The 25,470-nt window shown below is 64.2% G+C and carries 24 protein-coding genes and 1 tRNA gene; 15 read left to right on the top strand and 10 right to left on the bottom strand.

Features of this window, described 5'->3' with window-relative positions:
* Positions 1-212: 212 nt before the first annotated feature.
* The 7 genes from E8L99_RS17740 (at position 213) to E8L99_RS17710 (ending at position 7,566) form a co-directional block, all read left to right on the top strand.
* Positions 213-1,361, top strand: coding sequence for a septal ring lytic transglycosylase RlpA family protein (locus E8L99_RS17740; RefSeq protein ID WP_391527454.1), 1,149 nt, complete (start codon positions 213-215; stop codon positions 1,359-1,361).
* Positions 1,362-1,528: 167 nt separating this feature from the next.
* A complete protein-coding gene (locus tag E8L99_RS17735; protein ID WP_252511145.1) occupies positions 1,529-2,680 on the top strand; it encodes a D-alanyl-D-alanine carboxypeptidase family protein in 1,152 nt (383 codons plus the stop codon).
* Positions 2,650-3,342, top strand: a complete 693-nt coding sequence (gene tmk / locus E8L99_RS17730; protein WP_391527497.1) for a dTMP kinase — start codon at positions 2,650-2,652, stop codon at positions 3,340-3,342. The genes E8L99_RS17735 and tmk overlap by 31 nt, the downstream gene beginning before the upstream one ends.
* Complete coding sequence (locus tag E8L99_RS17725; protein ID WP_137100795.1) at positions 3,339-4,385, top strand: DNA polymerase III subunit delta'; 1,047 nt, start codon at positions 3,339-3,341, stop codon at positions 4,383-4,385. The genes tmk and E8L99_RS17725 overlap by 4 nt, the downstream gene beginning before the upstream one ends.
* A gap of 27 nt (positions 4,386-4,412) precedes the next feature.
* The gene (gene metG / locus E8L99_RS17720) at positions 4,413-5,957 is read left to right on the top strand and encodes a methionine--tRNA ligase (protein WP_137100794.1); all 1,545 of its coding nucleotides are present in this window, start codon (positions 4,413-4,415) and stop codon (positions 5,955-5,957) included.
* Complete coding sequence (locus tag E8L99_RS17715; RefSeq protein WP_137100793.1) at positions 5,957-6,754, top strand: TatD family hydrolase; 798 nt, start codon at positions 5,957-5,959, stop codon at positions 6,752-6,754. Before metG ends, E8L99_RS17715 begins: the two co-directional genes overlap by 1 nt.
* A 5-nt stretch (positions 6,755-6,759) precedes the next feature.
* Positions 6,760-7,566 (top strand): MBL fold metallo-hydrolase, encoded by an 807-nt coding sequence (locus E8L99_RS17710; RefSeq protein WP_137100792.1) that lies wholly within the window; start codon positions 6,760-6,762, stop codon positions 7,564-7,566.
* 177 nt (positions 7,567-7,743) lie between these two features.
* On the opposite strand, the gene E8L99_RS17705 is transcribed toward E8L99_RS17710, so the two are convergent.
* Together E8L99_RS17705 and E8L99_RS17700 are read right to left on the bottom strand one after the other, a co-directional pair.
* A complete protein-coding gene (locus E8L99_RS17705) occupies positions 7,744-8,130 on the bottom strand; it encodes a VOC family protein (RefSeq protein ID WP_137100791.1) in 387 nt (128 codons plus the stop codon).
* Positions 8,131-8,170: 40 nt separating this feature from the next.
* Positions 8,171-8,884, bottom strand: a complete 714-nt coding sequence (locus E8L99_RS17700; RefSeq protein WP_210421773.1) for a TetR/AcrR family transcriptional regulator — start codon at positions 8,882-8,884, stop codon at positions 8,171-8,173.
* Between the two features lie 164 nt (positions 8,885-9,048).
* Here E8L99_RS17700 and E8L99_RS17695 point away from each other — a divergent pair, with 164 nt between their 5' ends.
* Together E8L99_RS17695 and E8L99_RS17690 are read left to right on the top strand one after the other, a co-directional pair.
* On the top strand, positions 9,049-10,272 hold the full coding sequence (locus E8L99_RS17695) for an HlyD family secretion protein (RefSeq protein WP_215907012.1): 1,224 nt from the start codon (positions 9,049-9,051) through the stop codon (positions 10,270-10,272).
* A gap of 19 nt (positions 10,273-10,291) precedes the next feature.
* The gene (locus E8L99_RS17690) at positions 10,292-11,893 is read left to right on the top strand and encodes a DHA2 family efflux MFS transporter permease subunit (RefSeq protein ID WP_137100788.1); all 1,602 of its coding nucleotides are present in this window, start codon (positions 10,292-10,294) and stop codon (positions 11,891-11,893) included.
* Positions 11,894-11,896: 3 nt separating this feature from the next.
* Here E8L99_RS17690 and E8L99_RS17685 read toward each other — a convergent pair whose 3' ends face one another.
* Positions 11,897-13,819, bottom strand: coding sequence for a diguanylate cyclase domain-containing protein (locus E8L99_RS17685; protein WP_168201714.1), 1,923 nt, complete (start codon positions 13,817-13,819; stop codon positions 11,897-11,899).
* 184 nt (positions 13,820-14,003) lie between these two features.
* Here E8L99_RS17685 and E8L99_RS17680 point away from each other — a divergent pair.
* From E8L99_RS17680 to E8L99_RS17670, 3 genes are all read left to right on the top strand, one after another.
* A tRNA-Ser gene (locus E8L99_RS17680) sits at positions 14,004-14,093 on the top strand.
* Between the two features lie 232 nt (positions 14,094-14,325).
* On the top strand, positions 14,326-14,508 hold the full coding sequence (locus E8L99_RS17675; protein WP_137100786.1) for a helix-turn-helix domain-containing protein: 183 nt from the start codon (positions 14,326-14,328) through the stop codon (positions 14,506-14,508).
* Between the two features lie 105 nt (positions 14,509-14,613).
* Positions 14,614-14,841 carry a hypothetical protein gene (locus E8L99_RS17670; RefSeq protein WP_137100785.1) on the top strand — a complete coding sequence of 76 codons (228 nt, stop codon included), beginning with the start codon at positions 14,614-14,616 and terminating at the stop codon, positions 14,839-14,841.
* A 138-nt stretch (positions 14,842-14,979) separates the two neighbouring features.
* Here the strand turns inward: E8L99_RS17670 and E8L99_RS17665 are convergent, their stop codons facing one another.
* The 4 genes from E8L99_RS17665 to E8L99_RS17650 form a co-directional block, all read right to left on the bottom strand.
* Positions 14,980-15,423 (bottom strand): hypothetical protein, encoded by a 444-nt coding sequence (locus tag E8L99_RS17665; RefSeq protein WP_137100784.1) that lies wholly within the window; start codon positions 15,421-15,423, stop codon positions 14,980-14,982.
* A 186-nt stretch (positions 15,424-15,609) separates the two neighbouring features.
* Positions 15,610-16,056, bottom strand: coding sequence for a hypothetical protein (locus E8L99_RS17660; protein ID WP_137100783.1), 447 nt, complete (start codon positions 16,054-16,056; stop codon positions 15,610-15,612).
* Entirely contained in the window at positions 16,053-16,286 is a 234-nt protein-coding gene (locus tag E8L99_RS17655) for a hypothetical protein (protein ID WP_137100782.1), read from the bottom strand. Before E8L99_RS17655 ends, E8L99_RS17660 begins: the two co-directional genes overlap by 4 nt.
* 1 nt (position 16,287) lies before the next feature.
* Complete coding sequence (locus E8L99_RS17650; RefSeq protein WP_137100781.1) at positions 16,288-16,491, bottom strand: hypothetical protein; 204 nt, start codon at positions 16,489-16,491, stop codon at positions 16,288-16,290.
* Between the two features lie 391 nt (positions 16,492-16,882).
* On the opposite strand from E8L99_RS17650, the gene E8L99_RS17645 reads away from it, so the two are divergent.
* The 3 genes from E8L99_RS17645 (at position 16,883) to E8L99_RS17635 (ending at position 20,522) form a co-directional block, all read left to right on the top strand.
* Positions 16,883-19,078, top strand: coding sequence for a lipase chaperone (locus E8L99_RS17645; RefSeq protein WP_137100780.1), 2,196 nt, complete (start codon positions 16,883-16,885; stop codon positions 19,076-19,078).
* Between the two features lie 463 nt (positions 19,079-19,541).
* Positions 19,542-19,940 carry a hypothetical protein gene (locus E8L99_RS17640; RefSeq protein WP_137100779.1) on the top strand — a complete coding sequence of 133 codons (399 nt, stop codon included), beginning with the start codon at positions 19,542-19,544 and terminating at the stop codon, positions 19,938-19,940.
* Positions 19,941-20,141: 201 nt separating this feature from the next.
* A complete protein-coding gene (locus tag E8L99_RS17635; RefSeq protein ID WP_137100778.1) occupies positions 20,142-20,522 on the top strand; it encodes a hypothetical protein in 381 nt (126 codons plus the stop codon).
* Here the strand turns inward: E8L99_RS17635 and E8L99_RS17630 are convergent.
* From E8L99_RS17630 to E8L99_RS17620, 3 genes are all read right to left on the bottom strand, one after another.
* Positions 20,427-20,912, bottom strand: coding sequence for a hypothetical protein (locus E8L99_RS17630; RefSeq protein WP_137100777.1), 486 nt, complete (start codon positions 20,910-20,912; stop codon positions 20,427-20,429). The two genes, E8L99_RS17635 and E8L99_RS17630, sit on opposite strands and share 96 nt — an antisense overlap.
* A gap of 264 nt (positions 20,913-21,176) precedes the next feature.
* The gene (locus E8L99_RS17625; protein ID WP_137100776.1) at positions 21,177-24,080 is read right to left on the bottom strand and encodes a hypothetical protein; all 2,904 of its coding nucleotides are present in this window, start codon (positions 24,078-24,080) and stop codon (positions 21,177-21,179) included.
* A 415-nt stretch (positions 24,081-24,495) separates the two neighbouring features.
* Positions 24,496-25,257, bottom strand: coding sequence for a DUF3800 domain-containing protein (locus E8L99_RS17620; RefSeq protein ID WP_137100775.1), 762 nt, complete (start codon positions 25,255-25,257; stop codon positions 24,496-24,498).
* Positions 25,258-25,470 lie beyond the last annotated feature (213 nt).

Below are 25,470 nucleotides of genomic sequence, written 5' to 3'. Positions count from 1 at the left end.
AAAACGCGGCGAATGCAAGCTTTTGGCAGGCCTGCATCCACAGGAAGCGGGCAGGTGGCCGCACACCTCCCATTAACCATCATGGCCCCGCGGCCCGAGAGGTGCCACGATTTGGACCCATTTGACCCCAACATGGGACCGGCGCTAAAGGTCGGTTAAGACCACCGGCGCAATGCGGTCCAATGAGTCCGCACGGGCATGGAGCGAACGGCTTGACATCATCCGCGACGACCACCGTCTCGCGCGCCCTTTCGGGCGTATCCGTGTTTGGCGATCGCTCCGCTGCGCTTCGGCTGGCGCTGCTGTGCGGCGTCGGCATCGCGTTGAGCGGCTGTGGCACGCAGGATCGTCTCGCGACACAGAACGGCCCGGTCGATCGCTACAACCAGCGCCTCGGCGTTGCCTCCAGCCCGCGGGTCGTCGAAGAGGGCCAGCCGGTGCCCCGCGGTGGCGGCGTCTATCGCGTCGGACGTCCCTATACGGTCGCCGGCCGCCGTTACGTTCCCTTTGAAAAGCCGGAAGGTCATGCCGAAGTCGGCGTCGCGTCCTGGTACGGACGCCAGTTTCACGGCCGTTTGACGGCCAATGGCGAGGCCTATGACATGCATGGGCTGTCGGCAGCCCACCGCACGATGCCGATGCCCAGCTATGCCCGCGTCACCAACATGCGCAACGGTCATTCGGTGATCGTGCGCGTCAATGATCGCGGTCCGTTCCATGCCAACCGCGTCATCGACCTGTCGAGCCGCACCGCCCATCTGCTGGATTTTCGCGGTCATGGCGTCGCGCGGGTCAAGGTTGAATATGTCGGCCGGGCCCCGCTCGAGGGATCCGACGACCGCGTGCTGATGGCAACGCTGCGCACCGATGGCTCCGCTGCTCCGCGCCCGGCCAACCTCTCCAACACGATGATCGCGTCGGCCGAGCCGCGTTTCGTTCCACGCGGCCCGGCCCAGCCGGCTATCGTCGAGACCGCCCAGCCCGTCAGCCCGCTGGCTGGCGGCATGCCGCTGCCGCCCGAGCGGCCGTTTGACCTTGGGCTTGCCCAACCCACGTCGACGACGACGGTCGCCCGCCAGCAGGTGCCGGCGCAGGTGATGACCACGCAGGTCGCCGTCAGCCAGCCGCCGGCTGTCACCACCCGCACGAGCGGTTCCAGCACGGTCACCGTTACGACTGCTGCCGCACCCGCCGCCGTTGCCGCTCCGGCCGCGCCGTCACTCGCATCGGCCTCGTCGCGACCGGTCACGCTGCCGACATCGACCGCCTATGCGCCGGCACCCGCCCAGGCTCCGGCCCTCGCCGCCATGCCGGGCGCGCCCGCGCCGCGCGCCGCCTTCGGTGCCGGCAGCCTCTACTGATCCAAGACGCTCCATCTCCACCGGGAATATGACGCAGCTCTGCCGCGCCGCTTGATTTCGCGGCTGCGGCGTCCCATGCATGGATCATGCAGGGCATGGGACGGCCAATGGACAGGTCGCGGCAGGTTGGGACGGGTTGGCTCCGCACGGGTGGGCTGGCGGCCGCATTGACGTTCGCTGGCCTTTTCGTGCCACTGAGCCATGCCCGCGCGCAGGAGGCGTTCCAGACCAGCGTCCGCAACGCCATCCTCGTCGATGTCGGCACCGAATCGGTGCTGTTCGAGAAAGCCGCCGACGAGCTTCAGGCGCCTGCCAGCCTCGCCAAGCTGATGACACTGGCGGTGGTGTTCGAGGAGATGCGGCAGGGCCGCCTCGCGGCCGATCAGGAGGTCGTCATCAGCCAGGACGCCTGGCGGCGGGGAGGGGCCCCGTCCCGCACCTCGTCCATGTATGTCGCGGTCAATTCGCGCGTGAAGGTGCAGGATCTTATCCGCGGCGCCATCATTCAGTCGGGCAATGACGCGTCCATCGCGCTGGCGGAGGCGATTTCCGGAACCGAGGCCAATTTCGTGCCCTTGCTGACGCGCCGCGCCCGCGATCTCGGCCTGACGCGCTCGGTGTTCCGCAATGCGACGGGCCTGCCCGATCCCGAGCAGCGTTCGACTGCCCGCGAACTTGCCAAGATCGCCGACCACATCATCCGCACCTATCCGGAGCAGTACCGGATCTATGGCGAGCGCGAGTTCACCTGGAACAATATCCGCCAGCAGAACCGCAATCCGCTGCTCGGCACCTATACTGGCGCCGATGGCCTGAAGACCGGCTATATCGAGGAAGCCGGTTTCAACCTCGCCGGGTCCGCCGTGCAGAACGGCCAGCGCCTGATCGTCATCGTCATGGGCGCCCGATCGCTGCAGGAACGCTCGAACGAGGCGCGCAAGCTGCTCGACTGGGGGTTCCGGTCGTTCGAGTTGCGTGAACTGTTCTCCGAGGGCGAGGTCCTGGAAAGCGTCAATGTCTTCGGCGGGGCCGCGTCCAAAGTGCCCGTGACCGCCAACCGGCTGGTGCGGCTGCTCCTGCCGCGCGGCCAGTCGGATCGCGTCAGTGCCCAGATCGTCTATCGCGGCCCGATCCGGGCCCCAATTGCTGCCGGCACCGAAGTCGGCAAGCTGCGCGTCCTGCGCGGCAGCCAGCTGGCGCTGGAAATCCCGGTCTATGCGGCGGAAAGCGTCGAGGTCGGCACATTGACCCAGCGCGCCATGCAGGGCGCGCTCGAACTCGCCTCAGGCTGGCTCCGCACCGGACTGTCGCGGCCGTGAGCGAAACAGCCCGGCGCGGCCGGTTCATCACCTTCGAGGGCGGGGAGGGCGCGGGCAAGTCGACCCAGGCGCGCTTTCTCGTGCAGGAGCTGGCAGACCGCGGCATCCGCTGCGTGATGACCCGTGAGCCCGGTGGCTCGCCCGGGGCGGAAATCATGCGCGAAGTGCTGTTGTCGGGTGCTGCGGCCCCCTTCGGCCCCGAGGCGGAAACCATCCTGTTCGCCAGTGCCCGCCGCGATCATCTCGATCAGACCATCCTGCCGGCCCTGGCGCGCGGCGATTGGGTGATCTGCGACCGCTTTTCCGATTCGACCCGGGTCTATCAGGGCGTTGCCGGCAAAGTCGATCTCGACTTCATTCTGAAGCTGGAGCGGGCCACGGTGGGCGCTGATCGCCCCGACCTGACGCTGATCCTCGACCTGCCACCGAAGGTGGGGCTCGCCCGTGTCGCCCGCCGCTCCGACGGCGCGCTCGACCGGTTCGAGCGCGAGGGCCTCGCCTTCCACACCAAGCTGCGCCAGGGGTTCAAGGCGCTGGCCAAGGCCGAGCCCAACCGGTGCAAGCTGATCGATGCCACCGGCGATGCCTCGGCCGTTGCGGCCGCGATCCGCGAGACGGTGATCGCGCATTTCGAACTCGCACCGCGTATGGTCGCGACATGATCGATGAGGAAGCCGCTGACCGCCTGGACGGCGCACCGCATCCGCGCGAGCGCTTCCAGCTGATCGGCCATCACAAGGCTGAACAGACACTGCTCGATGCCTATCGCGGCGGGCGCATGCACCATGCCTGGCTGATCGGCGGCCCGGAGGGGATCGGCAAGGCGACGCTTGCCTACCGCTTTGCCCGCTTCGTCCTGGCCAATCCCGATCCGAACCGCATTCAGGCGGCAACCGACCTGTCGGTCGCCACCGACAATCCGGTCGCTGCCCGTATCATCGCGGGCGCCCATCCGGACCTGCTGGCGCTCCGGCGCATCGCGGAAGCGGGCAAGGACAAGATCCCGCAGGACATCTCGGTCGGCGCCATGCGCGCGATCGTCCGGTTCTTCGGTTCGACGGCGGGCGAGGGCGGCTGGCGCATCTGCCTGGTCGATTCCGCCGACGAGATGAACCGGTCCAGCGCCAATGCGCTGCTCAAGCTGCTCGAGGAGCCGCCGGCGCGGTCGCTGTTCCTGATCGTGTCGCACATGCCGGGCCGGCTCCTGCCGACCATCCGTTCGCGCTGCCGCAGCCTGACGCTGCAAACGTTGAGCGAAGCCCAGATTCTCGAAGGGCTTCAGAGCTTCGAGACCGTCAAGGTGCCCGCCAACGAGGCCGCGATGATCGCCCGGCACTGTGAGGGCAGCCTTCGGCAGGCTTTGATGCTGGCCAATGGTGGCCAGGCGGAATTCGCCGATGCGCTGGATGCGGCGCTCGCCAGGTTGCCAGAAACCGATCCAATCATGCTCCATGCACTGGGCGACAAGCTGGCGCGCCGCGACGACGCGCTCTTCGAACTGTTCGTGCGCTCGGTGAACGACCACATGCATCGCCGCCTGGTGGCGGAGGCAAGCCTTGGTGCCCGCCGCCTTGCACCCCTATCCGAGGTATGGGAGAAGGTCGAAGGCGTATCGGCGCAGGTCAAAGCGTTCAATCTTGAACGCAAGCCCTTCGTCTTTCAGGTTTTCGGCTGGCTTGCCGAAGCCGGCCGCCGCCCGACCTGACCCAGACGAACAGCTTGAACCGATCCCATGGCGAAGCCTCGCTTCTACGTTACGACTGCCATTTCCTATCCGAACGGCGCCCCTCACATTGGCCATGCCTATGAGGTGATCGCGACGGATGCGATCGCGCGGTTCATGCGGCTCGACGGGCGGGACGTGTTCTTCCTGACCGGCACCGACGAGCACGGCCTCAAGATGGTGCAGACCGCGGCGCGCGAGGATCTGACCGCGCGCGAACTGGCGGACCGCAATTCGGATCGCTTTAGGGCCATGGCGGAGACGCTCGCCATTTCGAACGACGACTTCATCCGCACGACAGAGCCCAGGCACTACAAGGCGAGCCAGGCGATCTGGGAGCGGATGGTGGCGGCCGGTGACATCTATCTCGGCGGCTACGAGGGCTGGTACTCGGTCCGCGACGAGGCCTATTATGGCGAGGAGGAAACCTCCGTCGGGGCCGATGGCGTGCGGGTCGGCGGGCAGGGCACGCCGGTCGAGTGGACCAAGGAAGAGACCTTCTTCTTCCGCTTGTCGAAATATCAGGACCGCCTGCTCGCCTTCTACGAGGCCAATCCCGAGTTCGTCGGACCGGACACCCGGTTCAACGAGGTGATCTCCTTCGTGAAGAGCGGCCTCGCCGATCTCTCGGTGTCGCGCACGACCTTCGACTGGGGCGTGCCGGTGCCCGGTGCCGATGGCCATGTGATGTATGTCTGGGTGGACGCCCTGACCAATTACATCACGGCCGCAGGCTTCCCCGACGAGACCGATCCGAAATGGGCCTATTGGCCGGCCGACCTCCACGTCATCGGCAAGGACATCGTGCGCTTCCACGCGGTCTATTGGCCGGCCTTCCTGATGTCGGCCAATCTGCCTCTGCCGAAGCGCGTCTATGGCCACGGCTTCCTGTTCAACAGGGGCGAGAAAATGTCGAAGTCGATCGGCAATGTCGTCGATCCCTTCGTCATGGCCGAGAGCTATGGCGTCGACGCCATGCGCTATTTCCTGCTGCGCGAGGTCGCCTTCGGCAATGACGGCTCCTATTCGCATGAGGCGATCGTCTCGCGGACCAATGCCGATCTCGCCAACGATCTCGGCAATCTCGCCCAGCGCTCGCTGTCGATGATCGCCAAGAACTGCGAGGGCGTGTTGCCGATACCCGGCGCCTTCACCGCCGAGGACGAGGCCATGCTGGCGCAGGCGCGCGGCATGATCGATGCGTCACGCGAGGCGATGGGGTCCCAGCAGATCCATCGCTGGCTGGAAGCCGTGTGGATCGTGGTAGCCGAGTGCAATCGCTATTTCGCGGCGCAGGCGCCCTGGGCGCTCCGCAAGACCGACTTCGCCCGCATGGAGACCGTGCTCTACGTGACGGCGGAAGTCATCCGCCAGGCCGCGATCCTCGCCCAGCCGGCGCTGCCGATCGGCGCGCCGAAGCTGCTTGACCTGCTGGCACTGCCGGAGGACGCGCGCGACTTTGCGAGCCTCGCTACGCCGCTCGTCGGCGGCATCGCGCTGCCGCCGCCGCAGGGCGTTTTCCCGCGCTATGTCGAGCCGGAGACAGCGGCCTGATGTGGGTCGACAGCCATTGCCATCTCGATTTCCCGGAACTGGCCGCTGATCGCGCCGGGCTGATCGCGCGCGCCCAGGCGGTGGGCCTCCAGTCCATGGTGACCATCTCGACGCGGGTGCGCCGCTTCGACCAGATATTGCCGATTGCCGCAGACAATCCTGGCATCTGGTGCTCTGTCGGTACCCATCCGCACAATGCCCACGAGGAACTGGACGTGACGGTTGCCGATCTCGTGCGGTTGTCGGCCCATCCGAAGGTCGTTGCGATCGGCGAAGCAGGCCTCGACTATCACTATGACAAGTCGCCGCGTGACGCTCAGGAACAAGGCTTCCTGACCCATATCGCAGCCGCGCGCGAAACCGGCCTGCCACTGGTGATCCATGCGCGCGACGCGGACGACCGGACGGCGGCGATCCTGACCGAGGAAATGGGGAAGGGGGCCTTCAAGGCCGTTCTCCACTGCTTCACGGCGTCCGAGGCGCTGGCCATCACCGGCATCGAGCTCGGGCTCTATGTCTCCTTCTCAGGCATCGCCACCTACCGCAGCGCCCAGAACCTGCGCGACATCGCAGCCAGGCTGCCCGCCGACCGGATCCTGATCGAGACCGACGCGCCCTATCTCGCGCCGGGCAAGTTCCGCGGCAAGACCAACGAGCCGAGCTTCGTTGTGGAGACGGGCAAGGCGATCGCCGAGGCGCGGGGCGTGTCGCCGGAAGAGATGGCGCGCCAGACCACCGACAATTTCTATCGGCTGTTCGCCAAGGCGGACCGCGCCCAAGTGCTCGCCGCGGACTGACCGACATGACGGCAAAGGTCACCATCCTCGGCTGCGGCTCCTCGGGCGGCGTGCCGCGTGTGGGATCGGGTTGGGGGGAATGCGACCCCCACGAGCCGCGCAACCGCCGCCGGCGCTGTTCCATCCTGGTCGAGCGCAGCGGGCCAGACGGCACCACGACGGTGCTGGTCGATACCGGCCCGGACCTGCGCGACCAATTGCTGAGCGCAGGCGTGACCCGTCTCGATGGCGTTCTCTACACCCACGACCATGCCGACCACACCCACGGGATCGACGATCTCCGGCCGCTCGCCATTCACATGCGGAAACGGGTGGAAGTCTATGCAGATACAGCGACAACCGACACACTGACACAGCGCTTCGCCTATTGCTTCGTCTCGCCACCGGGCAGCGACTATCCGCCGATCATCAATCTGCATCCGATGACAGCACACGAACCGCTGGCAATTGCCGGTCCCGGCGGACAGATCGCCGCGACTCCGTTCCCGGTGATGCATGGCGCGCCATATCAGGCGCTTGGGTTTCGGTTTAACAACGTTGTGTACTGTCCTGATATTAATGTTCTTTTGGATGAATCCTCGTGCTATTTTGAAGGCCTCGACACGCTCATTCTCGACGCGTTGCGCTTCACACGGCATCCGACCCATCTGAGCATCGACGAGGCGTTGGCCATTGTCGCGCGCTATCGACCGAAGCAGACCGTGCTCACCAATCTCCATACCGATGTCGACTATCGCCAATTGGCCGCGCGGCTGCCGGATGGCGTTGTGCCGGCCTATGACGGAATGACGCTGGCGATCGATCTCGCGTGACACAGCCGGGCTGTCATTGATGAATGCGGCTGTCGGCCTGGCAGTGTCGGAAGACCCAGCGTCGCGGCTTCAAAGCCAGCCACCAGCCAATGCGGCACATATCGTGGTTCCATAATATACCTTATGCGAATCGCGGATGGGGCTGTCAGGACTGCTCCCTGGGTCCGGTCCTTCCCCTCATGCGTCCAATGCGTGCTGGCAAACTGCCTCGAGCTTGTAGCCATCGGGATCGATCACGAAGGCTGCGTAATAGGTCGGCCCGTAATGCGCCCGGATGCCAGGGCCGCCATCGTCACGGCCGCCACTTGCAAGTGCCGCAGCATGGAACAGTCGGACGGCCTGACGGCTCGGAGCGTCGAAGGCCAGGTGGAAGCCAGGCCCTGGCGGCGACACGTCGTTGGGTCTGGCGAACAGCGCCAGCTTGTCATTGCCGCCGGCCAATCCGTAACCCGCCCCCTTCGCGTTATCCCAGACCCTGACCACGCCAAGCGGCGCGAGGGCCGCGTCGTAGAAGGCCTGGGAGCGTACGAGGTCGGCAACGCCGAACGACAGGTGCGAGATCATCAGCCTGGCTCCAGTGTGTCAGTCCGGGCTTTCGCCGTTGTCATGTGGCGGCAGGTCCATAGGCCTTGAGGAACATCGCGGTGGCCTGGGTGGCATTCTGAGCGATTGCCTCGCCGCCCAGGTCGGTATCCAGGCCGAAGATGACCCGCCGCACGATGTCGGCCACCGTTAGGTCGAGGAACTGCCGTGCCGCCACGGAGGGGTCATCGAGCACCAACAGGCCCTCCTCCGCCTTGATCGTCAGAAAGTCGCCGAGCTTGCGTCGCGAAATATGCGCGCCGGCTTCGAAGAACTTGCGGCCGATCTCGGGAAAGCGTGGCGCAACGCCGACAACCATGCGCAGGCGCGCAACCGATCGCGGATCGGTCATGGCGGAGACCAGCCTGACCGCGAATTCGTGCAGGACCTGATCGATATCCCGGCGGGTCACATCGAAAGCCACCAGCCGATCCACCTGTTCCTCGCGCTCGAAATTAACGAGCGCCTCGAACAAGGCCTCCTTGCTGGGGAAATAGGCGTAGATCGTGCCCTTCGACACGCCGGCCGCCCGCGTGATGTCGTTCATGCTCGCGGCCTCGAAGCCATGCTCGAAGAACACGCGACGTGCGCCATCGAGAATCTGGCGCTTCTTGGCGGTGTCGGACGCATCGGCACGTGCGTCCCCGCTCCCGGGCTCCGGGCTGACGGCATCGGGCATCAGGGCCAAATCGTCGGACATGCCTACGTATAATTCCTCAAGTGAGCTGGTGGACAACGGGGTGGGCCGCGTCCAAGCCATGCGCCCTGCACAGGTCGCCCTGTGCGAGAATGCCGACCGAACCGTTCGGTTCGATCTTGAGCATCAAGGGAAACGTGCTATGTGTCAAGGACCATGAGGCGGCACCCTGCCCGCGTCTCGCATTCCGGAACACCACCTCCGTGCTGGATTCCTCCGCCGCCAAGTCCGATGCATCGCTTCATGAGCCGGCCGTACCGGGAGGGGCCCCCGTCGCGGAAACGGCGCAGCCGACGCGCTCCGCCGGACCCGCCAAAGCAGCTGTGGCGCCGGCAGCGCCTGCCACGCCCCCTGCCCGGCGCGGCACGGGCCGCAAACGCATTCTGGCCCTGATCGCCCTTGCCGCCGTTGCGACCGGCGGCTGGTATGGCATGGACTGGTGGACCACGGGCCGGTTCATCGTCTCCACCGATGATGCCTATGTGAGGGCCGATACGACCATTCTCGCCGCCAAGGCCTCCGGCTATGTCACCGAAGTGCTGGTCCGCGACAATTCGGCTGTGAAGGCCGGAGAAATTCTCGCCAAGATCGACGACGGCGACTATCGGCTCGCCGTCGAGGCGGCGGCCGCCAAGGTCGCGACACAGGACGCGGTTCTCGCCCGTGTTGATGCCCAGATCGCCGCCCAGCAGACCGCCGTGCAGCAGGTCCGCGCGCAGCTTGGCGTCTATGAGGTGGATATCCAACGGACGACAGCAGCTCTTGCGCGCGCCCAGCAGCTGATCCGCAACGAGTTCGCAAGTCAGGCTGCGCTCGATACGGCCAAGGCCGATCGTGATCGCATCCTGGCCCAGGTCGAACAGGCCAAGGCGGGTGTTGCCAGCGCCGAGGCCCAGATTGGTGTCCTCAACGGCCAGCGTGCCGAGGCCGAGGCCCAGAAGGTCGAACTCGCCAATGCGCTCGCCCGCGCCCGGCGCGATCTCGACTTCACGCTGGTCCGCTCGCCCGTCGACGGCGTGGTCGGCAACCGCGCGGTGCAGGTCGGCCAGTTCGTCCAGCCCGGCACGCGCCTGCTGGCCGTGGTGGCGACCGCGTCCATCTATGTCGAAGCCAACCTGAAGGAAACGCAGCTCGCCCGCGTGCGTCCCGGCGAGCCGGTAACCCTGAAGGTCGATGCATTCGGGGAGCAGACGCTGACGGGCCGGGTCGAGAGCATCGCGCCGGCGTCGGGGGCAACCTTCTCGCTGCTGCCGCCGGAAAACGCCACCGGCAACTTCACCAAGATTGTCCAACGCATTCCGGTACGGATCGTCCTCGATCCCCAGACCGTCGCCTCCGGACGTCTGAGGCCCGGCATGTCGGTGGTGGTCTCCATCCGTACCGATCGCGAAGCAGAGCCTGCCCGCCTCGGACAGGTGTCGCGATAGTCATTGCGGGGATGCGAGCATGAGCACCGCTGCCGCCGCCAGTCCATCGACGATCCCGGCGCCGGCGGCACCGGCACCTGCCGTAGAGCGCGTTCCGCTCGGCCACATCATCGCCTTCGCGGCCATGGTGTTCGGCATGTTCATGGCCATCCTGGACATCCAGATCGTCTCGGCGTCGCTCGCCGAGATCCAGGCCGGGCTCGGTGCCAGCGCCGACGAGATCTCCTGGGTCCAGACCGCCTATCTGATCGCGGAGGTCATCATGATCCCGCTGTCGGGCCTGTTGTCGCGGGCTTTCTCGACGCGGATCCTGTTCACGGCCTCAGCCGCCGGCTTCACCCTGATGAGCCTGATGTGCGCGATGTCGTCGTCGATCGGCGAGATGATCGTCTGGCGCGCGCTGCAAGGCTTTGTCGGGGGTGCGATGATCCCGACCGTGTTCGCCACCTCGTTCACGATCTTTCCCCCGTCCAAGCGCTCGATCGTCTCGCCGCTCATCGGCATGGTGGCGACCATGGCGCCGACGATAGGCCCGACGGTCGGCGGCTATCTCACCGATCTGTTCTCCTGGCATTGGCTGTTCCTGGTCAATGTCCCGGCTGGCCTGATCATCACGGCGACGGTCTGGCGCTATATCGATTTCGACAAGCCGGAATTCTCGATCCTCAAGCATTTCGACTGGTGGGGCCTGGGCGCCATGGCGCTTTTCCTCGGCGGGCTCGAATATGTGCTTGAGGAAGGCCCCGGTCATGACTGGTTTCGCGACGAGGCCGTGCTGATCGCAGGCATCGCCTGTGGCGGCGGCGCTATCGTGTTCTTCTGGCGGGCCTTCACACGCGAGTTGCCGATCGTCGATCTCTCGGCCTTCGCCAATCGCAATTTCTGGACGGGGTGCCTCGCCTCCTTCGTCATGGGCATCGGGCTTTACGGCCTCACCTATGTCTATCCGGTCTATCTCAGCCGGGTCCGTGGCTTCTCAGCCTTGATGATCGGCGAGACCATGTTCCTCACCGGTGCCTGCATGTTCCTCGCCGCCCCGATCGTCGGCCGCCTGTCAACGCGGGTGGACCTCAGATTGATGATGGCCATCGGGTTTCTGGGTTTCGCCGCCGGCACCTGGCAGGCCTCCTACGTCACCAAGGACTGGACCTTCGGCGAACTGATCGTGCCACAGGTGCTGCGCGGCTTCTCCCTGATGATGTGCATGGTGCCGATCAACAACCTGACGCTCGGCACCCTGCCCCTCACCCGCATCAAGAACGCGGCGGGGCTCTATAACCTCACGCGCAATCTCGGCGGCGCGGTGGGGCTCGCGCTGATCAACCAGCTGATCAACGATCGCACCGACCTTCACCTGCAACGGCTGAGGGATTCGGTCGCCTGGGGCCGTTTCCGCGCCGAGGAAACGCTTGCCGCCCTCACCCTGCAGTTCCAGTCACTCGGCTCCGATGCGGAGGCCGCTGCGCTGAAGCAGATGGCCGCGATTGTCCGGCGCGAGGCGCTGGTCATGGCGCTTGGCGACGTGTTCACCGTGCTGACGGTGCTGTTCGTCTCCATGGTCCTGCTGGTGCTGCTCATGAGACGGGCCAAGCCCGCAGGCACCGGCAGCGGCGGCCATTGATCCTCAGGCGCTGAGGCGCCGTTGCCCCGCCCCGATCAGCTCCGGGGAGGTCTCGACCCGGTTGCGACCGGCATGCTTGGCCATGTAAAGCGCCCTGTCGGCTGCCTCGACCAGATCGTTATGGGAAAGCGGGTCAAGCACCTTTGGCCAGGCTGTCGCGCAGCCGATGCTGGCTGTGACGAAAGGCAACGAGCCTCCCGCGCCATGCGGCAGCGCCAGGGCCTCGACGGCCGCGCGCACCTTTTCGCCGACCTCGCGAGCGCCAGCGGCATCGGTGCCAGGCAGAAGGATCGCAAATTCCTCGCCGCCATAGCGCGCGACAAGATCCGCCGGCCTTAGGATTGTTACGCCAAGCGCCGATGCGACCCGGCGAAGGCATTCATCACCCGCCTGATGGCCGTGCGCATCATTGTAGCGCTTGAAATGATCCACATCGATCATCAGCAGGGACAGGCACTGACGCTCGCGCTGGCAGCGCAGCCATTCGGTCGCCAAGGTCTGATCGAACGTCCGGCGATTGGCAATGCCCGTCAGCCCATCCTTGCCGGCAAGGTCGGCGAGCCCTACCTCGCGCAGCTTGTGCTGAGTGACGTCGCGCGTGACCGCAATGACGCCGTTGACCTTGCCGTCAACACCGCCACGCGTGACACGCAGTGAACTTTCAACCCAGATCTCGCCGCGTTCCAAATGGCGCATCCGGTGGCTGATCTTGGTCTTGACCAGATCGCCCCTGCGCAGAGCCACAATCAGCGTCGCCACGGCCTGCTGGTCGTCCGGGTGGATGTTCGGGAGCGTCGAGGACCCCACGAGTTGCTCCGGGTGCAAACCGATCACGTCGAGCGAGGATGGCGAGGCATAGGCAACCGTTCCGTCGGGATTGATCCGCGTCACCATGTCGTTGGCGCCTTCGGCCAGCAGCCGGAACTCGGCTTCGCTTGAGGCCAGCGCCATCAGGATCTTGTGCCGCTCGTCGACGCGGCGGACCGTCGATATGGCCAGGAGCGCGACAATCAGTGTGAGCACTGCCGAAAGCGCCATGCGCTCAGCTGCGCCCTTTCGCCAGGCCGCGAGGATATCGTCGCGCGACATGGCGACGACGATATAGAAGGGGTTGATCGAACTGCGGCGCAGTGCGTTGACGCGTTCGACGCCATCGACGGGCGAGACCAGGGTCACCAGGCGGACCGTTTCACCGGGTTCCGCCCTCCCCGCGACGGTCATGCCGATCTGACGACCGAGCGCCTGCTCATCGATGGGATGGCGCGCCAGTATCACCCGATCCGCCGCGACAAGAGCGATCACGCCATGTTGCCCAAGGTCGAACGTGCGGAAGAAGTCCGAGAAAAACGTGACATCGATCGTTGCCAGAACGACGCCGCCAAACGACCCGTCCGGATTGTTGAAGCGCTTCGAGATCGGCAGGATCCACTGCCCGCCAGAACGGCTCCGAATTGGCTGCCCCACATGGACGGTGCTGGAGGAGTTGGCCTGATGATGACGAAAATAGTCACGGTCGGCATTGTTGAAGCGGTTGAGATCGACCTCCTCCGAGGCCGCTAGCCACCTGCCGGTGGAATCGTAGACGAATAGCCCGCGCAGGCGGCCAACAGCCTGCTTGCGCAAAACAATGAAGTCCTTCAGCGTCCGCAGCGCCGGGGCTGAGGTGCCTTGCATCTCCAGCCTCAGCGCCAGCCCGCTCAGCACGATATCGGCGATTTCGACGGTGTCGTCGGCGTGACGGATGAGCGATTGAGACAGATTGCTGATCTCGGTCTCGGCGCCCCGCAACTCGACATCGCGCAAGACCCATTCGCGCCAGGAGCCGAGCCCGAGGAACGAGAGGCAGACCAGCGCGATCAACCCCAGAGCAAGAGGCCGGAAGTGCCGGTGAAGTTTCAGCGACGGGGTTGCGTTCGATGCGACCATGGAATCTCCCGGGGGGCCGCAGAATGGCAGTCGGAGGTTAATGTTTCCCGCATTCCGACGGGCCTGCTGCCAGCACAACCCCCCGCACATTTCTCCCCTGCCGGCGATACCCGGGATGGGCTGCGCCTATCCCTTGCGGCGCTGATTGACGCGGCATGGCGTCTCGCCCTAGACAGGCCCGTCCGGAGGGGTGGCCGAGTGGTTTAAGGCAGCGGTCTTGAAAACCGCCGTGGGTGCAAGCCCACCGTGAGTTCGAATCTCACCTCCTCCGCCACAATCTATTGAAATCATTACGTGTTTCGGTTTCGCAGGGCCACCACAGGGCCACCGTTGCGCGCTACAGCCCGAAACGACGTGCGACAGCCCGGTGTCACGATTCTGCCACGGCTGGACGGCGAGCGACATCCGGTGACGTGATTTGCCGGCTTTCTGCGGTGCCAGCGATTGACGAACCGAACGCGCACTCGTCAGCTTCCATCAGGTCACCAACGCAAAGGGACCTGCCCATGACGCCCGACAATCCGAGCCGCACGCTTCACACCGTCTCCGAAGCCTGCCGCCGCCTCTCAATTAGCCGCACTCAGCTCTGGCGTCTCTGCAAGGATGGCCGGCTCGATAAGATCAAGATCGGCAAGGCCGGTGTGCGCATCACCGACGCCAGCGTCAGCCGCTTCGCATCGCTGCACTGATCCTGCCAATCTGTCAAAATTTCATCTGCCATTTCAATGGGTTGACGCCATTAAGCCGGGAGGCGATGGTCAGCCTGTCAGTCACCAAACCAAGGAACGAGACCTATGACGATCATCGAAATCCACCACACCGCCCCTGCCCGCGACATCCCGGCAATCGACAGCCGCGAACTCGGCGAGCGCCTGCTTGACGAGGTTGTCGGGTTCACGCGCCTGTCACTGCCGAACGCTGCAGCCATCGTGCTTGCCATGGACGCCTTGCGCGACGTGGCAGCTTCTCAGGGCCTCGACGCGGCCTGCCTCTGGATTGGCAGTGACAAGCAGGCAGCCTGATATGCGAAGACCCCGGACGTTCGCCGCGTCCGGGGCCTTGCATAGACCTCGTACTGTTCCAGAGGATTAAGCTGACAGCACGAGGGAATTTCGATGCGGCCGGCCGTTCATCCGGGCTCGGCTCGCATCAGCGCTGCGTCACCGACGCCCGCGCCCAATCGAGCGAGTCGCCGCTCGGATTTCCGCCAGACGATCCGCTGACATGCCGCCGGCATGCGCCGGGTTGGCCGTCTCGACCTTGGCAAGCTGCCGGGCCGGTGACTTGCGGCGGAGGTGTGCCGGGATATTCGCCTTGATTTCAGCGAGCCGTGCCGCCTGCGGATCGACCGCCGGCCGTGCCGGTGCCAGTGCTGCCGCCTGCAGTGCCACGGAAGCCGCCAGAGGGACCGCGGGAGCCGCGACCGGGGCCGGTGACTTCGATGGTGCCGGGGCAGCCGCCTTGGCCGTCACCGTGGCTGCCTTGGCACCCTGTGGCACCTGATCCATGCCAAATGCAGCGGGATCGGGCTTCGTGCCCTTCCCTTCGCGCCACAGGCGTTGGGCGACGATGTACGAGACGGTATTCGATGCCGCGACGCTCATGCGCGCCTCGGCGCAAAGCTCGGCTTGGGGCCTGACCCAAGCTCATTGCGGGGCTGTTCACGCGGAGTCGACGGCACCGCGCGCTGGCCTTCGGTCGAACGAGGTGCACCGAGCGGTGCACCGTTGTGAGAGGTACGGATCGAGTCGCTGACCCGGTCATAGGGAATCTTGGCCATGGTTGGCTCCTCAGAAGTTGATGGATTCGTAGGCGCGCGCGCCAATGAGCTGAATCGTGCGGGACTTCCGGTCATGCCCCTTGAGCGCGAGTTCCTGCTGTTCGTCACGGTAAGCGCGCCGGTCATCGCGATTGAGCGGCTGCAGGTAGCCGAACACGTCGTCATCTTCGTCCCGAAGGCTGCGACCGACTTCGGCCATCAGTTCGGGGCTCCAATCGAGCGCGTCGGCGACGCGGTTGATCGACACGAAGTCCTTGCGTCCATCCAGATCGGGATCGCGCTGACTGGCATTGCGGACGTGAACGCCGACGTTGTGCAGTTCCTCGATACGATCAGCGAGCTTGATCGACTGGATTCCGAGCCGAGCACAAGCAGCGTTGTAAGCCCTGCAGACGTCCGTGACCTCGTGCAGCCGTTCCTCGTCCATGCCCTCGGCGATTGCGCAAACGATGCTCATCGGGCCGACTCCTTGGCTGCGATGCTGCTGATGATCTTGGCCGCGTCGGCATGCTCGATTGAGAGCGTTTCGGCGAGCGCTTCGGCATCGAACCAATACCGACCGCCGAGCTTGCGCAGCGTTACGCCAGCGCGCTCCGCAGCGCCGGCAAGGACCGTCCGCGTGAGGCCGGTCTCGTCAACGATTTCGGGAAGGCCGACCATCTGCCGGCCTGCGATATTGATGGCCATGTCAGTCCTCCAACATGATCGCGCTGATGCGCGCCAGCTTGTGAGCGATAACATGAACTCGGTGGAACTCATCGCGTGCCGCAGCATCGTAGACCTGCAGACTCAGTGCCTTGATGATTTCGTTGCTGAGCTTGGCCAATTCGGCTTCGGCTTCATTGGCGATCACAGCCGCCTGACCTGTCAGAAAATTTTCGGGAAGTGTCATATCCGTCTCTCTTTGCCTCGGCTTTGCTGCCGGTGACCATGAGATATGCTCGAAAGAAAAAATCGAAAGGATCGGCAAGATCATCAACCGGGGAAGGAATTACATGTTACGATCAGTTACATTTGCCGGGAACACGCGGCAGGATCACACTGCAAGATAAATGTCAACGGGGTTCTTGTGAAAATTTCCGCAGGCACCCACTTGCGGATCGATGCCGGCGGATGACCCGCACGGCGCGCAAAGAAATGCCCGGCCCCACGGCAAATGGGACCGGGCTGATGCTGGTGCAAAGAAGGGCTCAGAAAGCGCGGAAGACGCAGACCTGATTTGGTAAGCGATCACCGGTTTTCAAGCCTCTCTGGCCAACATTTTCAGCCAGAAAGACGATGCCGTGAATACCGAATGCCTGCCTGCCGCCGCCGTGCGGACCCACGTCCCCGATGACTTTTATGTCGCCCTCGTGGTGACGTCACCGGCTCACCTTTTCATCCTCCCCGAGAGCCCCGCAACCATTCCGCCGGACGCCAATGACTGCCGCGAGGTGCGCTGGTTCCGCTCCGCCGATCCTTTTGCCCTGACGTTCGGCTGCAGCGAGCGCGGATGGCATTTCGGCGAGCATGTCGTGTCCGTCATCGCCGGTGACGTGGAACTGCCCGCAGGCGACCTGCCGCCCGCTAATGCCCTCCCCTTGCTCACCGAATCCGACCTCGCGCCGTTCGCAGATTCCGCGCGGCTTGAAGCCGAAGCTGCCACCGCAATCGAGCGCGCCAAGATCGCCGCCGAGCGGGCCGCTATCGAGGGCGACGCCAGCTTGTCCTATGACGACATGAGGGCAGCCCTTTTCGCCTTCGACCTCACGACCGCCGACCGCATCGAGCTTGCCGCCCGCCGCGCTGCGCAGGCATTCTGCGCCGATCACCGAGACCCAGCCGTCATCGAAGCCGAGTTGAAGGCAGCCGCCGAGGTTGAGCGGGACTACCGCCGCCAGATGGCCGCAGAGCGTGGCGTGACCGCCGCAGATCGCGCCGAGGCCGAACGCTGCCAGCGCCAGCTTGCCGAAGCCATCGCCACCGCCGAAGCCAATACGAACCTGTCCAATGACAAGAGGCAGTGCGCTATCCGCGCCGCCCGCCTCGACTATGACGTGACAGCCGAAGACGTCGCCGCAGAACGGCAGTTTGACGAGGATCGCAAGGCCGGCATCGCCGAGGCCATCAAGGCAGAGGCCGAAGCCGAGGCAGCCGAAGCCGAACGGATCGAAGCAGCCGCACAAGCATGGCTCGATTACAAGGACAAGGAAGCTGCCGCCGCCACACCCGTCCCCGCACCCGCGCCCGCCGCGCCTCCCGCGGCCGACCCTTACGCCGCGCTCTATGACGTTCCGGGGCTCGTGGGGGCCATCACTCGCTATATCTGCGATACCGCCTTGCAGCCGATGCCCTTGCACGCCCTTGGGGCTGCCCTCGTCGCCATTGGCACCGCTGCCGGCCGTCGCTATCGCGGGCCGACCAAGTGCTCTTGCGTCCTGTACGTCGCCAATATCGCGGAGTCCGGCACCGGCAAGGAACACCCTATGGACACGGCCAAGGTCATCATGCGCAAGGCCGGCTTGGGACAGCATATCGGTCCCGGCGAGTTCGCATCGGGCGAAGCGTTCATGAAGACCGTCACCAAGCAGCCGCTCGGCTTCTCCGCCGTTGACGAGTTCGGCAGCGTTTGGAGCGACATGAACAATCAGCGCATGCCTTGGATGGGCAAGATCGCCCGTTACATGCGCACGCAATGGGGCAAGAACTTCGGATCGCTGGAAACCACCGCCAAGGCACTGGACGCCAGCGTCACCATTATCGCCCCTCACTTTTCGATCATCGGCGCTTCGACGCCCAAGCAGTTCTGGCATTCGTTGCGCGGCTCGAATGTCGAAGACGGCACGCTGAATCGCATGCTCGTTCTGACAGCCGAACCGGGCAAGCATGACCCGTCGCACAAGCCCTGTGACGAGGGGGTGCCAGATCGCATCGTGACCCTGCTTAAGGCGATCTATGGGGACCAGATGTATCCTGATCGCAATGACCGGGAGAGCCTTGGACACGTTATCGACATCCCGTTCGGCGACGGAGCCGAAGACTACTGGACGAGGATGCGCGACGGCTTTGCCACGAGGGCAGCCAACCCGGCTATTGGCCTGTTCTTCCGCCGGGCCGCTGAAATGTCGCTTCGCGTTGCGCAGATCAGGGCCATCGGCATCAATCCTCTGCAGCCTGTCATCACCGTCGCTGACCTCGAATGGGGCTCGTGGATTGTCGGCCTCTCGACCACGGCAATGGCCAGCAACGGAGTCGACTTCATCGCCGACAGCGAGCATCAGGCCAACCTTAAGGAGGTGCGCCGGATCATCAGGAAGGCCGGCGGGACCATGACACGGACCAAGCTCGTTCGCGCCTTGGACGGCACCATGAAGGCACGCGACCTTGATGACGCGGTGCGGCTTCTGATCGACGGCGGAGAGGTTGCCGAGGAGACCGTTAAGCCGGGCGAACAGGGTGGCCGGCCGGGCAAGGTCTATAAGCTGAATAAGACCGCCTGAGACCCAATCCTATGACGTGTTGATGGCCCTGCCGGCTCGTTCTGGCGGGGCCTTTTTTGTGCCCGAAGTAACCCCTGAAAAGGGGGGGACGTAACCCCGACAGAAGGGGGATTTGTCGGAAGGGCTTCCTTCGGGTTCATCCGACCCAATCCGCGAACAAACAGACCCCTTGAAAACCTAGTTTTTATAAAGGGTTATATAGTATCTTCGGTTATATCGGTTAGTTCTATACCCCCCTCTCTAAGTTGGTGTTCTGCGCAACATTATTTCAAGGATCATGCTGTTTAAGGGGGGTGTCCTATATATAGGGGGCTAAACTTCCTGCCCCGCGCCGAGACGACCGTCTAGGATGCCTAGTATCGGAGCCGCGCCTTCCCACAGTCACCGGACTCCAAGTGTGGGCATGCCGCCCTTCTGCCTCAGTTGCAGGCGACTTTCGATTATCATCTATCGGGGGATATCAATGACCACTTACAGCATGGAACTTATGTGCAACGTTGTTTCGCTGACCTACGACTTCCGCGCGCGCGCTGGCCGTGTGGTGCTGGACGAGTTCGGCAGCACTGACATGTCCGGCGCCATCAACTATTTCCGCCGGGTCGATCCTGACGTGATCGAAGTCGCTACGTTCCGAGGCGAGAAGCCTGATGTCGTCTACCGGCGCGGGCGCGATGGCCTGTGGGCATCCCATAGCGCCGCTGGCACGCAGCGCGGCAATTGGTGCGACATTCGTTGGGAGCACACCCCGAAGCGCTCGTCTCTGGACGAAATGCAGGGGATCGACCGCTATGACGACGGGAAGGAATTTCGCGCATTTCTGACCGGAGCCGTTTCGCCGCAGCGTGTCCCTGCCGACGACTGACAGCCAAAGACCTAGCCGAGACCCCGCCCGCGCCGCTCCTACCCCCGTTTCCGGCCGATTGCGGGCCTATTCAAGTCATCGGGCTCGACCCGCCGCGCGTGCCGGCCGATTGGCACACATTCCTAGGACTGTGGACGTAACAACTAGGAATATCTGCTATGCGCGGCTTGCGGATCGGCCGGCGCACCGCACATGGGGCCGATGACACGCAACACCCTGCCGCCCCTGTTCGCCACCGATCCGCAGCCGCGGGAGGCTTTCGACCGCAACGAAATCCGGCCGGCCAAGCGCCTGCCCTTCCCCAAGCTCGAAGTCGGTGACGAGTTGACGGGCCGGGGGCATCGCTGGACCGTCGCCGAGCGATGGGATTGGCACTCGCAAGCCGAGCCCGGCCTGACGATCAGCGTCTATGACTTGCGGAGCGATACCGGCGAGCGTTGGCGCTGCGCTGCCAGCGAGCTTGCACAGGCGAGCGCGAAGCCGGTTCTAGGCGACCTTGCGCAAAGCCTCGACCGTCTCGTCACGCAGCTCGTCAATCAGAGCCCGGAAGACCGCGAGCCCGCGCTCGTTCAGGTGTTCTAGGAACGCGGGATTCCACGAGTCCAGCTTGGCAGTGATCACGCCGGCCATGGCCTCGCAGGTTTCCGTCACCGCAGCCGCTTCCACTAGGTCACTGGCCTCGTTCTTATAGGCCAGCTCCCTCGACTTCGCCCGATAGGCCAGCTCGTGCAGCTTCGCCTTGGTCGCAACGCCGGTTGCCGGGTTGGCAGTCACCGGACGCCCGGTGCGCGCTCCCCCGCCCCTGTTCCGCTCGTGATCAACGCCGGTTGCGCGAAGCTCCCGCGCCTCGGCGAGCGAATAGAGCCCTTCGGCCGTCCGGCTCAATCGGCCTTCCTCGACATACTGAGAAATCCGCCGCTCGGAGATTCCGAGGGCCTTCGACAGTGCCTTCCGCGTCAGAAAATCGGTCATTTTTCCCACTTTGTATTACGGTTTTCGGGGCCAAAATCGGCATTTAGGAGTCTAAAAATGGCCTTATCCTCCACATAGGAAGGGGGCTGCGCGCTCCGCAGGCTCTTTTTGCGGTAGGAGGGACCCGTGAATTGTATTATGGTCATAGCACCGGATGGACATGGCCCCGCCGGGCTTGGAATTGAGCGGCCGGTGACAGGGCTCAATCCGTCACCGACCGCTAGAACGCTTAGGACATGGCCTGCCTAAGCGCTCGCTGTTCGCTTAAATCCAAGCGCTATCGTTGACCCCGGCATCAAGCTTGGCTGCGATCCGGCCGGACGTCTGCGCGGAGGTAAACGCCTCGCTGCCACGCTCCGCCCTGACCCTCACGTCAATCGAGCCCGAACCAATCTCGACACGCTGCGCGCGCGGCTCTACGCCCGCCTCTTGGAAAGACCTAAAGCCCTGCACCGATGCGGACTGGCCGGCATTGACGGGCTGGACGGCCGGGACCGCGGGAGCGGCAGGCGACGGGGCTGCCGGCATAGACGGCATGGCAGGGACCGGCATGCGGGCGATGGCAGAAAGTGCATTTCGCACTGCGTCAAGCTGGCCTGCAGCCGAACCTGCGTTGGTGCCGACATCACGGATGGCCGTGCTGACAGGCGTCACCTGCCGTTCGGCCTCGGAAGCAGCCCCGCCCATGCGCTTGAAAGGCTCCGTCCAATCAGCACCGGCCGGACCCTGCAACTGCGGCACGCTCGGCACCGCAGGCGTTGCCGGCTCCGCAGGCGTGCCACCGAGGAAGGAAGGCAGGCGCGAGCGCAGGCTCGCAATCCAACCGTCAATGCGGGCCATGAACCGGTCAAAGGTCCCGGTGACGGTATCGAGAGCCCCTTGGATCGCCGACTTGATGGCATCGCCGAGAGCCGTGAACTTGGCAGAGACCGACGCCACCGCGCTATCCCAAGCCCCTGTCAGCCATTCGACCGTGGCACCGACGCCAGACCGCACGGACTCGCCGAAGCGCATGACCGCCGCGTCGAAATCAGCCTCCATGTTCTTGCCGAGCTGCTTCATGGACTGCCAGACCTCGGACGCCCATGACGAGATTGCCGGACCTGCAGCCTGCACAGCGCCGAGCGCCGCACGGCCAAGGCTTTCGCCGAGGGACCACAGACCCGACCCAATCGACCGCAGCGCGCTCATGGCCAGTTCCCCGGCCTTTGACCAGTCACCGGACAGCGCCGCCTTGCCGGCCTCGACCAGAGACGCCCATGCGGCCTTGGCAGCCTCGATAGCGGCCATGAACGGAGCGAGCGACCCGCCAAGGTCATTGAAGATCGCGAGGCCGGCCGCAGCCGCGACGACCGCGCCGATAGCAACCGGGATCGACATCAACGCCCCGACGATGGCAGCGCCGAACTTGACCACCGCCAGCGCCCCGGCTGCGATGGCCATCAAGCCGCCCCACACCACCTTCAAGCCCAAAGCCGCAAGGGCAATGCCGGCAATGATAGGAGCGACCACGGCAAGCCCGGCCGCTGCCAGCGATGCCCACTTCACGACCTCCCGCAGGCCGGGAGAGATGAAATCCCCGTTTCCGTCCTTCGCGCTGATCGCATCCGTCACCGAAGTCAGCATTTCGCGCAACTTGCTGATGCCGGCGATGACCTCGGGGCCGAACGTCTCGAACAGCTTCTTTTGGAACTCGTCAAAGACCGCTGACAGGGCATGAACCGCAGCGGGAAGCCCGGTCTTCATGATGTTCGACAGCGACTCCAGATAGAGCGGGTTGTTTTCCGCGCCCTCAATCTGCTTGGCGATTGCAGCGCTTCGCGCCGGATCAAGCTCGGCAATCTCGGGGGAATAGTGCGCACCGAACACGCGGCGCATAGTGGCCTCGTTCATGCCACGCGCCTTCAATTCGTTGTACATCCGGCGGATATCGACCGAGACCGCGTTATTCTCGACTGCCTCTTGCGCGAGCCGCTGCGCCTTCAAGCTATCGCGCACGGTCATTGCCGTCCCGCCAGCGCCGCCGCGCTGCGCAATGATGGCGTTGGCCTCATCGTACCGCTGACGAACGGACTTGGTCGTGTCATTCCAGACCGCTTCGGCCGCGCGCCGCGTGGCCTCGGGAAGCTGCGGCAAAGAGCGGACGACCGACTCCATGATCTTCTGGCCGACGTTCGGCGGGAGCGTCATGTAATCGAGCGGATTGACGCCGGCATCGAGCGCCGCACGGCGACCCTGCGGTGTCATCGCTGACAGACGATTGGTCATGGCACCGACCGCGCGGCCGGCCTGACCCGGCTCAAAGCCACGGTCGATCAACTGGCCTGCATCGGCGACAGCCTCGCGCCGGGCCTTAAAGACCGCCTCGTCAATGATCCGCTGACGTTCAGCACCGGACAGCCCGCGCTGATCGGCATCGGCGATGGCAGCACGGCGAGCGTTCGCGACGTAGGCATTACCGCCCGACCGCATCGCCATTTCGATGTCCTGCACCTTCGCGGCGGTAGCGTTGGCTGCGGCTGCCGTCTGAGTGTTCGCCCGGCGCGCAATTTCCGTGGCGCGCTGCGCATTGTTCAAGGCGTCTTCGCCGCCGATGGCCATGACGCTCTGCCGCGTGGCAGTCGCTGCCGTCTGCAAGTCCGTGTCACCGGCCAAGGCATACTTGGCGATGCCCGGCATGAGCGCTCGCACGACGTGATCCCGCATACCTGCGAACGCCAGATCGGCCATGCCGTTCAGGACTTGGCCTGCCGAAATGCCGGACTCACGCGCGACCTGATGCGCCAGCGCCAAGGCTTCCCGGTGACGGCGCATGTTCGCACCGACCATCTGTTCGCGCCGGGCTTCAATCTGCCGATCGGTTGCGCCCCATGACCGGGCTTCGGCCTCGCGCAAGTTTTCCGTGGCCATCGCATAGCGGTTCGCGGCGCGCTGCCACGTGACCTCACCATTGAGCATGGATCGGGCTGCGTTCTGGATCGGGGCCGCGACTGCCTGCGCAGCTTGGCTTGCCTGCACTGCCGCGACGGTCGCGACGTTGCGCGCCATGGACGCGGTAGCGCTTGCCGTCTGGCCAGCGAGCCGCTGGATATTCGAGGCAAGGGTATTGAGGACGCCTGACGCTTGGTCTTGGGCTGATACGGAGATGATGGTGCTAAGCGTGGCCATGTTGCTTCCTTGCGGCCACGAGTTGAGCCCGGCCGACGATGGGAGCTGACGTGGTTTCGCGCGCGCGCATGCGCGAGGGTCCGGTGACCGTTAGGGCGGCAAGCATCCCCGCTTGTCTTGGAAGCGGCTTCCTCCGGTGAGAACAAAATGCGAACATCCCCGCATGGGGACTCGGCGGCGGATCACGGTTTTGCAGATGGCACACCAAGGCGTGCCCGGCGCGTGGTGCTCGTGCCAGCGCTGCCGGCATCGGGCTTGGCTGTCATGGCAAGCCATGCGGGTGCCGATCCTCGCCGAGCTAGAAGACCTACGTTACCGTCATAGGCTTCGGTGCTCGCGGTGCGGCTCGCGGGACGTGTGGATTCGGCCGCATGTTCGGCCTGCCAACGAAGGTCCCGCCGCACCAGAAGTGTGATTACCGCCAACCGGCCTTTGGGAATTTCACGATGCCATATCCGAGCACCTTCTTGCCGGGGCCGCTACGAAATGAGGGCTTAAGCTGCAATGCGAAATGCTTGTCGTCGCTGTTAAAATAGCGCCCAATCGCGCCGGCTACCATATCGGCGAGCTGTACGCCGACGCTCTTGTCGCTTTGGGTCAAGAATAGTCCTTCAACAAGATTATTATAGTTCGAGAAATTCTTATATGTCGAATTGACAAATGATTGATGTCTCCGCCGAAGTCGGTCGTCTTGGTGCCGATCTCTGTGGTCGCAGACGATGAGACCATACTGGATATGCTCGGGTGTGCTGATGTCCTGTAGATAATATTGGAATCTCTCTGAAACGGGCTTGTAAGTATATTCATATAGATCGTTTTCGTCTTTAATATACGACGTTTCATAGGCAGCAGCGGCCGAGCAAACGCAACTGATTATCTTGATGCGTTCCCGTTTCGTAATGATATCAAATAGTTCTCGCCGAAACGAGATGCGTTCATCCATAGATAGGTGCGTGACGTTGTTGGTGACGCCCGGTCTACGCTCGCCAAAATGCTTCCACTTGACCTCGCCGACGATTTGATAACGGGGGTCGTCCTTCAGTGCGCAGAACGCATCGTTGACCTGTCGCCATAGTTCAATTGGAATGGCAACGCCGGCAATAGTGAAGTAGCGGGGGCCTTTGACCGCGTTGCGCTTCGGCGGAGTTCCTGACTCATCAGTAAACAGGATGTGCATGCGTTCCCCGACCAGTCACAATCGACAGAGTCGAAATTTAACAGACAGAATTGGGACCCGCATCCAAAATGACCAGATATCCCCCGGCGCTCGGAAGCGGATTTGGCTGGCCAACGGCAGACAGATTTGCTCGCAGTTGCGAGGGGGGACGCGCTTAGCTTCAATTATGGGTCAATGCGGCTAAGGGGTTTGCTATCTTAAAACATACGCCGT

The organism is Phreatobacter aquaticus, from assembly GCF_005160265.1.
GTDB classification, from domain to species: domain Bacteria; phylum Pseudomonadota; class Alphaproteobacteria; order Rhizobiales; family Phreatobacteraceae; genus Phreatobacter; species Phreatobacter aquaticus.
The sequence above is the reverse complement of the archived record's forward strand: the minus strand, read 5'-3'. Positions and strand labels throughout refer to the sequence as shown.

Bases quoted from the DNA above. Each gene is read 5' to 3' on its own strand.
- E8L99_RS17640 (WP_137100779.1), top strand. From the start codon at position 19,542: ATGACCACTTACAGCATGGAACTTATGTGCAACGTTGTTTCGCTGACC.
- E8L99_RS17655 (WP_137100782.1), bottom strand. From the start codon at position 16,286: ATGGCCATCAATATCGCAGGCCGGCAGATGGTCGGCCTTCCCGAAATC.
- E8L99_RS17705 (WP_137100791.1), bottom strand. From the start codon at position 8,130: ATGATCTCGCACCTGTCGTTCGGCGTTGCCGACCTCGTACGCTCCCAG.
- E8L99_RS17665 (WP_137100784.1), bottom strand. From the start codon at position 15,423: ATGAGCGTCGCGGCATCGAATACCGTCTCGTACATCGTCGCCCAACGC.
- E8L99_RS17625 (WP_137100776.1), bottom strand. From the start codon at position 24,080: ATGGCCACGCTTAGCACCATCATCTCCGTATCAGCCCAAGACCAAGCG.
- E8L99_RS17725 (WP_137100795.1), top strand. From the start codon at position 3,339: ATGATCGATGAGGAAGCCGCTGACCGCCTGGACGGCGCACCGCATCCG.
- E8L99_RS17690 (WP_137100788.1), top strand. From the start codon at position 10,292: ATGAGCACCGCTGCCGCCGCCAGTCCATCGACGATCCCGGCGCCGGCG.
- E8L99_RS17635 (WP_137100778.1), top strand. From the start codon at position 20,142: ATGACACGCAACACCCTGCCGCCCCTGTTCGCCACCGATCCGCAGCCG.
- E8L99_RS17675 (WP_137100786.1), top strand. From the start codon at position 14,326: ATGACGCCCGACAATCCGAGCCGCACGCTTCACACCGTCTCCGAAGCC.
- E8L99_RS17620 (WP_137100775.1), bottom strand. From the start codon at position 25,257: ATGCACATCCTGTTTACTGATGAGTCAGGAACTCCGCCGAAGCGCAAC.
- E8L99_RS17685 (WP_168201714.1), bottom strand. From the start codon at position 13,819: ATGGTCGCATCGAACGCAACCCCGTCGCTGAAACTTCACCGGCACTTC.
- E8L99_RS17710 (WP_137100792.1), top strand. From the start codon at position 6,760: ATGACGGCAAAGGTCACCATCCTCGGCTGCGGCTCCTCGGGCGGCGTG.
- E8L99_RS17660 (WP_137100783.1), bottom strand. From the start codon at position 16,056: ATGAGCATCGTTTGCGCAATCGCCGAGGGCATGGACGAGGAACGGCTG.
- metG (WP_137100794.1), top strand. From the start codon at position 4,413: ATGGCGAAGCCTCGCTTCTACGTTACGACTGCCATTTCCTATCCGAAC.
- E8L99_RS17670 (WP_137100785.1), top strand. From the start codon at position 14,614: ATGACGATCATCGAAATCCACCACACCGCCCCTGCCCGCGACATCCCG.
- E8L99_RS17630 (WP_137100777.1), bottom strand. From the start codon at position 20,912: ATGACCGATTTTCTGACGCGGAAGGCACTGTCGAAGGCCCTCGGAATC.
- E8L99_RS17715 (WP_137100793.1), top strand. From the start codon at position 5,957: ATGTGGGTCGACAGCCATTGCCATCTCGATTTCCCGGAACTGGCCGCT.
- E8L99_RS17650 (WP_137100781.1), bottom strand. From the start codon at position 16,491: ATGACACTTCCCGAAAATTTTCTGACAGGTCAGGCGGCTGTGATCGCC.